Origin of the sequence: Phenylobacterium sp. (genome assembly GCF_025934275.1) — a bacterium.
In the GTDB taxonomy this organism is placed as follows: Bacteria; Pseudomonadota; Alphaproteobacteria; order Caulobacterales; family Caulobacteraceae; genus Phenylobacterium.
On the sequence record NZ_JAICYI010000089.1, the window covers coordinates 1 to 8,840 of the forward strand.

An 8,840-nucleotide genomic window follows, 5' to 3' on the forward strand; every position below is an offset into this window, starting at 1 on the left:
CTGCGGCGCCGGCGGCGCCCCCAGCGGCAGGGCCGAGCCGGTCAGGATCGAGGCCTGGGACGGGATCTCCGACATGCCCGGACGCGACGGGTCGGGCCGCGGCGCGACCGGCCGCGGCGCGGCCGGCGGCGGCCTGGGCGCGCCGATCCGCATCGGGGCCTGCGGCAGCCGCGGCCAGGCGCTGGGCGTCGCGTAGGGGTTGGCGTCCTTGGGATCGTCAGGCGTCACGGCGCGAGCTTTATTGCCGATCTCGACGGCTTTGTGACCGCGCCGCCCCCGCGGCGGCCCGCCGCAATCATACCGATTTGACTCGTCGGTCAATTCAGCCCGTCATAGCCTCGAAAAAACGGTACGAGGGACGGGACACGCGGCCCCTGAGGCCAGGCTCCGGGAACCCGCGGCGCGAAGTGCGAGGAAGCCTGTCTGTGGACGCCCGGACGAACGAGCCCACCAACGCCAAGGCGCCGCCGCCACGCCTGAACTTCCGCACCAAGTTCCTCTACGGGTTCGGCTCGATCGCCTACGGCGTGCTCACCCAGGTCACGACGCTGCTGCTGTTCTTCTACAACCAGGTCGTGGGGCTCTCCGCCCAGGCGGTCAGCGCAGCGCTCGCTATCGCACTGGTCATCGACGCCGTCTGGGACCCGGTGATCGGCCACCTTTCCGACAACCTGCGCTCGCCGTGGGGGCGGCGCCATCCGTTCATGTACGCCTCGGCGGTCCCGATCGCCGCCTCGGTGGTGTTCCTGATGCACCCGCCGTCGGCCTTCGACGCCGCCCAGAAGTTCCTCTGGCTCTTGGTGTTCGTCGTGGCCGCGCGCCTGGTCATCAGCCTCTACGAGATGCCGAGCTCGGCGCTCGCGCCGGAGCTCGCGCCCGACTACCACGACCGCACAACCGTGCTGAGCTACCGCTGGGTCCTGGGCGTGCTCGGCAGCGCGCTCGCGGCCAGCCTCGGCAACTTCTGGTTCTTCCGCCCGACGGCCGCTTATCCGCAGGGCCAGCTCAACCCCGCCGCCTGGGGGCCCATGGCCTGGGCCTCGGCGGCGATCGCGCTGGTCTCCATCATCGTCTCGGCGGCGGGCACCCACCACTACATCCGCAGGCTCCATCGCCCGCCCGCGCGCAAGGTCGATGTCGTGCGCAGCCTTCGCGACATCGCCGCGACGCTGAGGAACCGCAACCTCGGCGTGGCGCTCACCGCCTGGCTGATCGCCGGCCTCAGCTTCGGGCTCTACGGCGGCCTGGCGCTCTACTTCTACACCTTCTTCTGGGCCCTGAAGGCGAGCCAGATCGGGGTCCTGATGCTGGTCAACCTGGTGTCGTCCCTGGTCGGCGCCTTCGTCGCGGCCGCCTTCTCCCGCGCGGTCGGCAAGAAACACGCCTGCATGGCGATGTTCTTCGCCTGCGTGGTGGCCACCCAGGCGCCGATCCTCCTGCGGCTGCTGGGCGCCTTCCCCGGCAACGGCGCGGCGCTGCTGATGCCGATCCTGATCCTCAGCCACTTCGTCGCCGGCGCGCTCACCAACGGCGGCTTCATACTCTCGACCTCGATGGTCGCCGACATCACCGAGGAGGCGCAGGTCAAGACCGGCCGCCGCGCCGAGGGCCTGCTGATGTCCACCAACACCTTCATCACCAAGGCCACGACCGGCGTCTCGGCCCTGCTGCCGGGGCTGGTGCTGGCCTATGTCGGCTTCCCGGCGCACGCCCGGCCCGGCGCGATCGACGTGGGCATCGTCCACCACATGGCTTGGGTGTACCTGCCGATCACCTCGATCCTTTCGTTCCTGTCGATCGCCGTCTGGGGCTTCTACCGCATCGACAAGGCGACCCATGAGCGCAACCTGGCCACGGTGGCCGAAGCTCAGGCCGCGAGCGAGATCGCGGCCGAGATCGCGCCCGACGCCGTCGCAGCCGCACGCCTCGGCTAGCCGCGGCTATGAAACTCACCCCGGGCCGCCCCCTGAGATCCAGCGAGGAGACGCTTCTGTGACAGCCAAGCCGGCCGCCGCCCCCGAGCGCCTGAACTTCCGCACCAAGTTCCTCTACGGCTTCGGATCGCTCTCCTACGGCGTGCACCTGACGGTCCTGCCGCTGCTCCTGTTCTTCTACAACCAGGTGGTCGGGCTCTCGGCCCAGGTGGTTTCCGCCGCGCTGGCAGTCTCGCTGATCGTCGATGCGGTCTGGGACCCGATGGTCGGCCACATCTCGGACAACCTGCGCACCCGTTGGGGGCGGCGCCATCCCTTCCTCTACGGCTCGGCGATCCCGATCGCGGTCAGCTGGGTGCTGCTCTGGTCGCCGCCGGGCGGCTTCAGCATGCCGCAGAAAGCCTTGTGGCTGCTGGTCTTCGTCGTCGGCGCGCGGCTGCTGATCAGCCTCTACGAGATGCCGGCCTCGGCGCTCGCCCCGGAGCTCGCGCCCGACTACCACGACCGCACCGTGGTCATGAGCTACCGCTGGGTGCTGGGCACCCTGGGCGGGGCGCTCGCCGCCAACCTCGGCTACTTCTGGTTCTTCCGCCCCACCCCGAAATACCCGATGGGGCAGCTCAATCCCGACGCCTGGGGCCCGATGGCGGTCACCGCCGCGGGAATCATGCTGGCCTCCATCCTGGTCTCGGCGATCGGCACCCATGGGCACATTCCGAGGCTGCACCGGCCGGCGCAGCGGCGGGCGAGCCTGCTGCAGAATCTCAGGGAGATCGCCGCGACGCTGAAGAACTGGAACCTCGGCGTGGCGCTCACCGGCACCCTGCTCGGCGGGCTGGCCTCGGGGCTCTACACCGGCCTCGCGCTCTACATCGACACCTTCTTCTGGGGCCTGAGGGCCAGCCAGGTGGGCGTGCTGTCGATCACCAACCTGGTCGCCTCGTTCGCCGCCGCCGTCGTCGCCGCCGCCTACTCGCGCCGGGTCGGCAAGCGGCGGGCCTGCGTCAGCCTGTTCTTCGCGAGCCTGGTGGTGCTCCAGGCGCCGCTGCTGCTGCGCCTGCTCGGCGCGTTCCCGGGACCTGGCGAGGCCGCACTCATGCCGCTGTTGATGCTGCAGCGCTTCGCCTGGGGCATCCTCGGCAACGCGGGCTTCATCGTCGTCACCTCGATGATCGCCGACATCACCGAGGACGCCCAGGTCAAGACCGGCCGCCGGTCCGAGGGCCTGGTGATGTCCACCAACACCTTCATCGGCAAGGCGACGGCTGCGGCGTCGGCGCTGATGCCGGGGCTGGTGCTGGCGTTCGTCCATTTCCCGGCCAAGGCCCGGCCCGGCGCCGTCGATCCGGGACTGATCCGGCATCTGGTCTGGGTCTATCTGCCGGTGACCACCACCCTGTCGTTCCTCTCGATTTCCGCCTGGCTGCTCTACCGCATCGACCAGGCGGCGCATGAGCGCAACCTGGCGACCGTCCGCGAGGCGGAAGCCGTGGCCGAAGCGGCCCGCGAGGCTGGCGCCGAAGGGGAGGCTCCGACGCCGCTGCGCGCCGTCGTCTGAGGTCCCGCTCACGAAACTGTGGGTCCGCCGCCTGCGGCCCCGCTTGGTCGCGGCTGTTGCGCTGGCGTAACATCGCCGCCAGCCGAGAGACGCGGAGGCTCAAGCATGCGTCACTACCAGATATTCCCCTTCGATGCCGCCGGCCGGCTGCTCGACGCCGTCGCCTGCGACCTGGAGAACGACGTCCGCGCCATCCGCCGGGCGCTGCAGACCGAGTTCCCGTTCGGCTGCGAGCTGTGGGAAGGCTTCCGCTTCATCGGCCGCTTCCACGCGCCGGCCGGCGCCTCGCCGGCGTCCGAAGCCGAGCTCGCCCAGCCGCTCCCGAAGGGACGCCCCGCGCTCCTCCACTAGCCGTCGCCCGGAGCCTGGCCCATGCAAGATCCGAGAGCGCTGGCGAACATCAAGAATCTGGACTCCTACAGAGCGTGGGGCCAGGACGGCGCTCGGCGGTCAGGGTTTGTCGCGATCCTCTCTATCGTCACGATGCTCACGCCGCTGCTCACCTTGGCTGCCCTGCTGTTCAGGCCCCGAACACGAGACGCTCACGTTTGGCTGGTTTCGATCGGTGCGGCCTTCGCCCTCTACCTGGTGATCGCGCTTGGCCTGATGCTGCTTGCGGTCCTGCGGCTGAACGCATGGAAGCGGGCTCACCCCTGGGAGCCTCCGCCCTCGCCGTCCTGGAAGTGACGGACCGTCTGCGAGGGGGCGAGGCGAGATGATCACGATCTACGGCGAGGGCCGCGGCTTCCGCGTCGTCTGGCTGCTCGAGGAGATGGGCCTCCCCTATCGCCTGCGCGACGTCGACCTGCTCGCCGGCGTCGAGACCGATGCGGAGTTCCTGGCGGTCAACCCCGCCGGCTACATTCCCGCCCTCGTCGATGGCGAGGCGACCATGGTCGAGTCCATCGCGATCATGGAATACCTCATCGCCCGCTACGGCCCGACGCCGCTCGCGCCCGCGCCCGCCGAGCCCGGTTTCCCCGCCTACCAGCAGTTCCTGCACCTGGGCGAAGCCGGCCTGATGATGCCCATGTACATGACCCGCCTCAGCCGGGTCATCGCCCCAGAAGCCGAACGCAACGACTGGACGGCCCGCGAGGGCGTGGAGATCTTCAAGAGCCGGCTGGCCCTCGTGACCCGCCAGCTCGCCCGGACGCCCTACCTCGCAGGCGACACCTTCACCGCGGCGGACATCTCCGTCGCCTACACCCTGATCTGGGTCCGGCGGTGCCGACTCTTCGACCTGGCCGAACCCGAATTGACCTATATCGAGCGCACCACCGCCCGCGACGGCTACAGGCGCGCCATGGCGGCCTGTCACGCCACACGACGCTGGGCCGAGCAGGCGGAGGCCGAGGGCTAGCGCAAACGTCCGCCCTCGGGCCGGATGGTCGGATGCCGGACCTTCGCCGCGGCCGTCCGACAGGGCTGCATGGCGGCGTTGCTAGGTCCGTTCGCCAGGAATAGCTTCGCCGCACGGGCCACCTGGCCATACAGCTTCGAACCAAAGGGGCGATCATCATGTTCGAACCCAGAACCTTCTCAAATCTGTTCGGCGTCCTGGCGCTGGCGACGTGTTCGATGCTCGTGACCGCCCCCGCGTGGGGCGCGGTCGATTTTCCGAGGGGCGTCTATTCGGGCAAAATCCTCACCATCGCTTTCGACAACAAAGGACAGTTTCACGTCAGCACCGGCAAGGTGGTGGAAGTCGAAGGAATCTATGCGGTCAATGGAGATGAAATACGGCTGACCGACAAGAGCGGCCCGGACGCCTGCGCCAAGGGGGAGGAAACGGGCGCGTACCACTGGAAGTACGACAAGGGCCTGCTCGCCTTCACCAAGGTCGCCGACGCGTGCACAGCCCGCTCCGACGACCTCACGAAGTCCGAGTGGAAGAAAAAGTAGCAGACGGCCTCAGGGTCTAGCCTCCCGTCGATTTCCGCTGCCCGCCCGTCTCGAATGATCGGATCCTGCGCCGCGGACGCCGCGCGTCCAGAGCGCCGTGCGCATCGTCGGCGCGAGCTCCGCGGCGGCGCCGCGTAACGACGGACGGCGCCATCCGCGCCGCCACCGCCGGTCAGCGCAGGCTGAGGACCAGGAGGAACAGGGCCGCGGCGGTGAAGCCGCAGCAGGCGAGGAAGCCGGCCAGCGCCCAGCGCGACGGCCGGGCCCCTCCGGTCACGGATTCGCCAAGGAGGTTCTCGTCGGCCATCCCACACTAACGGTCGCGCGGCAGGATCGTTCTCGCGGCGGCGTCGGGCGAGGCGACTGCGGGCCGTGAACGGACTAAGCTGGGCCGAGCTTTCCGCCGGAGACGCCAGCATGGCGAAGGTCCTACGCCTGCATGCCGCCCGCAAGACCGGCCGCGGCCCCGCGCGGCTCGTCGGCTATGGCGCGGCGCTCGCCATGGTGGCCGTCGCCGCCCTGGCGGGGTTTCTCGTCGAGCACCTGGCGCCGGCCTCCGACCTCGCCCTGCTGTTCGTGCTGCCGGTGCTGCTGGGCGGCCTGAGCTTCGGCTGGGGCCCGGCGCTCGCCGCCGCGGTGGCCGGCGCGCTCGCCTTCGATGTCCTGTTCACCGAGCCGAAGGGGTCGCTGACCATGGCCTCGCCGGCCGACGTCTGGGCGCTCAGCCTGCTGCTCGTGGTCGCGGCGATCGCCAGCACGGCGGCCGTCGACTCGCGCCGCCGCCGGCTCGAGGCTGAGACCGCCGCCGCCCGCGCCCAGGCGCTGCAGCGGCTCGCGAACCTGGTGATCGAGGGCGCCCCGGTCCGCTCGATCCTGGACTGCGCCGCCGAGACCCTGTCACAGATCTGCGGTGCGGCCGCGATCGTGCTCTTCGAAGAGGGCGAGGGCCTGCAGGTCGCGGCCGGGGCCGGCGGCGCGGCGCTCAGCGCCTTCGACGGCGAAGCGGCGCGGTGGACGCTCGAGCACCGGCGCGCGACCCGCGCCCAGGCCTTCCCGTTCGACGCGGCGGAATACGACCTGTGGCCGATCGCCCGCCGCTTCGGCCGCGGCCTGGTGTTGGGCGTTCGCAACCCGTCGGGCGACGGCAAGCTGAGGGAAGAGCGCGAGCCGCACGTGCAGCTGGTCGGGGCCTACCTCGCCGCGGCGCTGGCCCAGGCGCCGGTCGGGCTGACGTCGGCCGGGGGCTGACGGCGATTGCTCTTGCTGCGGCGCAGCAACGGGCGTAAAGCGGCGCCGCCGCGCTGAGAGCGGGCCCTTCGGAGCGAGTCGCATGGCGGGCGACACGATCGTCGCCGCGTCCCAGTCGCAAGGTCCAAGCGCACCCGCCAATCACCCGGCCGGCCACGGCCCGCCGACCGGCGCGCGCTTCTGGACCCTGGCTTTGGCCAGCGTGGGCGTGGTCTTCGGCGATATCGGCACCAGTCCCCTCTACGCCTTCAAGCTGGCGCTCGCCGACGCCGCCCAGGCCGGCGTGACTCGCGGCGCGATGATCGGTGTCCTGTCGCTGATGATCTGGGCCCTGATCCTGGTGGTCACGGTCAAGTACGTGCTCTTCCTGATGCGCGCCGACAACAACGGCGAAGGCGGGGTGCTCTCGCTGATGGCCCTCGCCCAGCGGAGCCTCAGGACGCGGACGGTCTTCCTGTTCGCCATGGGCGCCATCGGGGCCGCCCTGTTCTATGGCGACGGCATCATCACGCCGGCCATCTCGGTCCTGTCGGCCGTCGAGGGCCTGAAGTCGGTGAAGGGCTTCTCGGGCTGGTTCGGCCAGCAAGAGGTGATCGTCCTCTCGCTCGTCATCCTGACGGGCCTCTTCGCCTTCCAGTCGCGCGGCACCGCCAAGGTCGGCCGGCTGTTCGGTCCGGTCATGGTCGTCTGGTTCCTGGTGATCGGCGGCCTCGGCCTCTGGTGGCTGGCGCGCGATCCCACCGTGCTCGTGGCGGTCTCGCCGACCTACGGCATCGGCTTTCTCCTGACCCACGGGATCACCGGGTTCGTGGTGCTGGGCGCGGTGTTCCTGACCGTCACCGGGGCCGAGGCGCTCACCGCCGACATGGGCCACTTCGGGCGCGCCCCGATCCAGCTCTCCTGGCTTACCCTGGTGCTGCCGATGCTGGCGCTGAACTACTTCGGCCAGGCGGCGCTCGCCTCCACGGCGCTCGCCCACGCGCAGGCCGCCCATCGCATCCTGCCCAACGACGACTGGTTCTTCCTGATGGCGCCCGGGAGCTGGCGCATCGGCCTGGTCCTGCTCTCGGGGGTGGCCACGATCATCGCCTCCCAGGCGGTGATCACCGGAGCGTTCTCGCTGACCCAGCAGGCGGTGCAGCTCGGCCTGCTGCCGCGCATGGACATCAAGGTCACCTCGGCCACCGAGGCCGGCCAGATCTACGTCGCCTCGATCAACTGGCTGCTCTACGCCGGCGTCGTGCTGCTGGTGCTGTCGTTCCGCTCCTCCGACGCGCTCGGCCACGCCTACGGCATCTCGGTCACCGGCACCATGGTGGTCACCACCTCGCTGGCCTTCGTGGTGGTCCGCAACTACTGGAAATGGAGCCTGCCGCTGTCGCTGGCGCTGATCGTGCCGCTGCTGACGCTCGACCTCACCTTCTTCGCGGCCAACATGCTGAAGGTGCTGACCGGCGGCTGGGTGCCGCTCACCCTCGGCGGCGCCCTGTGCCTGATCATGGCCACCTGGGTGCAGGGCTCCGACGCGCTGCGCGCCAAGGTCACGCGCGACGGCCTGCCGCTCGACGACATGCGCAGGATCATCGCGAGCCGCGCGCCGGCGCGCACGTCTGGCACGGCGGTCTATCTGACCGGCGATCCGGAGACGGCGCCGCCGGCGCTGATGCACAGCCTCAAGCACTACCGCGTGCTGCACGAGCGCAACGTGATCCTCAACGTCGTCAACGAGCCCATGCCCTTCGTCCCGGAAGACCGCCGCATCGAGGCCCGCCAGCTCGACGCCAACTTCTGGGCCGTGACCCTGCACTACGGCTACATGGAGACGCCGAACGTGCCCCGCGCGCTCGCCGCCAGCCGCAAGCAGGGGCTGAAGTTCGACATCATGGCGACGTCCTTCTTCCTTTCCCGCCGCGCGCTGGTCGCCGGCGCCGCCTCCGTCATGGCGGCCTGGCGCGGCAAGCTGTTCCGCTTCCTGGCCAGGAACGCGGCCGATCCCACGACCTACTTCCACCTGCCGCCCGGCCGCGTGGTCGAGCTCGGGACCCAGATCACCCTCTAGAGCGTTCGGCGCTCAAGCTGAGGCATAGCCATCGTGGCGGAAGTAGTTGGCGCATTCTTGTGGTGTGAAGGCGTCGAGCACTTGTCCGATGCGATCCCAGAGCCCGCCCACGGAGCGCTCGGCGGCCTTGCGCAGC

At 70.1% G+C, this 8,840-nt stretch carries 9 protein-coding genes and 2 pseudogenes; 9 read left to right on the forward strand and 2 right to left on the reverse strand.

The window, feature by feature from the left end; translation table 11 throughout:
- From Q0W60_RS16725 to Q0W60_RS16755, 7 genes and pseudogenes are all read left to right on the forward strand, one after another.
- Window positions 1–196, forward strand: a pseudogene (locus tag Q0W60_RS16725) (hypothetical protein); the annotation flags it as partial.
- 229 nt (window positions 197–425) lie between these two features.
- On the forward strand, window positions 426–1,934 hold the full coding sequence (locus Q0W60_RS16730; RefSeq protein WP_297697221.1) for an MFS transporter: 1,509 nt from the start codon (window positions 426–428) through the stop codon (window positions 1,932–1,934).
- Between the two features lie 58 nt (window positions 1,935–1,992).
- Entirely contained in the window at window positions 1,993–3,492 is a 1,500-nt protein-coding gene (locus Q0W60_RS16735; RefSeq protein ID WP_297697222.1) for an MFS transporter, read from the forward strand.
- 105 nt (window positions 3,493–3,597) lie between these two features.
- Window positions 3,598–3,843 carry a hypothetical protein gene (locus Q0W60_RS16740; RefSeq protein WP_297697223.1) on the forward strand — a complete coding sequence of 82 codons (246 nt, stop codon included), beginning with the start codon at window positions 3,598–3,600 and terminating at the stop codon, window positions 3,841–3,843.
- Window positions 3,844–3,864: 21 nt separating this feature from the next.
- Complete coding sequence (locus tag Q0W60_RS16745; RefSeq protein WP_297697224.1) at window positions 3,865–4,179, forward strand: hypothetical protein; 315 nt, start codon at window positions 3,865–3,867, stop codon at window positions 4,177–4,179.
- 28 nt (window positions 4,180–4,207) lie between these two features.
- A complete protein-coding gene (locus tag Q0W60_RS16750) occupies window positions 4,208–4,855 on the forward strand; it encodes a glutathione S-transferase family protein (RefSeq protein ID WP_297697225.1) in 648 nt (215 codons plus the stop codon).
- 158 nt (window positions 4,856–5,013) lie between these two features.
- The gene (locus Q0W60_RS16755; RefSeq protein WP_297697226.1) at window positions 5,014–5,397 is read left to right on the forward strand and encodes a hypothetical protein; all 384 of its coding nucleotides are present in this window, start codon (window positions 5,014–5,016) and stop codon (window positions 5,395–5,397) included.
- A gap of 172 nt (window positions 5,398–5,569) precedes the next feature.
- On the opposite strand, the gene Q0W60_RS16760 is transcribed toward Q0W60_RS16755, so the two are convergent.
- Window positions 5,570–5,704 carry a hypothetical protein gene (locus tag Q0W60_RS16760; protein ID WP_297697227.1) on the reverse strand — a complete coding sequence of 45 codons (135 nt, stop codon included), beginning with the start codon at window positions 5,702–5,704 and terminating at the stop codon, window positions 5,570–5,572.
- Between the two features lie 110 nt (window positions 5,705–5,814).
- On the opposite strand from Q0W60_RS16760, the gene Q0W60_RS16765 reads away from it, so the two are divergent.
- Entirely contained in the window at window positions 5,815–6,645 is an 831-nt protein-coding gene (locus Q0W60_RS16765) for a DUF4118 domain-containing protein (protein ID WP_297697228.1), read from the forward strand.
- Window positions 6,646–6,727: 82 nt separating this feature from the next.
- Complete coding sequence (locus Q0W60_RS16770; RefSeq protein ID WP_297697229.1) at window positions 6,728–8,704, forward strand: potassium transporter Kup; 1,977 nt, start codon at window positions 6,728–6,730, stop codon at window positions 8,702–8,704.
- A 12-nt stretch (window positions 8,705–8,716) separates the two neighbouring features.
- Here the strand turns inward: Q0W60_RS16770 and Q0W60_RS16775 are convergent.
- A pseudogene (locus tag Q0W60_RS16775) lies at window positions 8,717–8,840 on the reverse strand (IS630 family transposase); the annotation flags it as partial.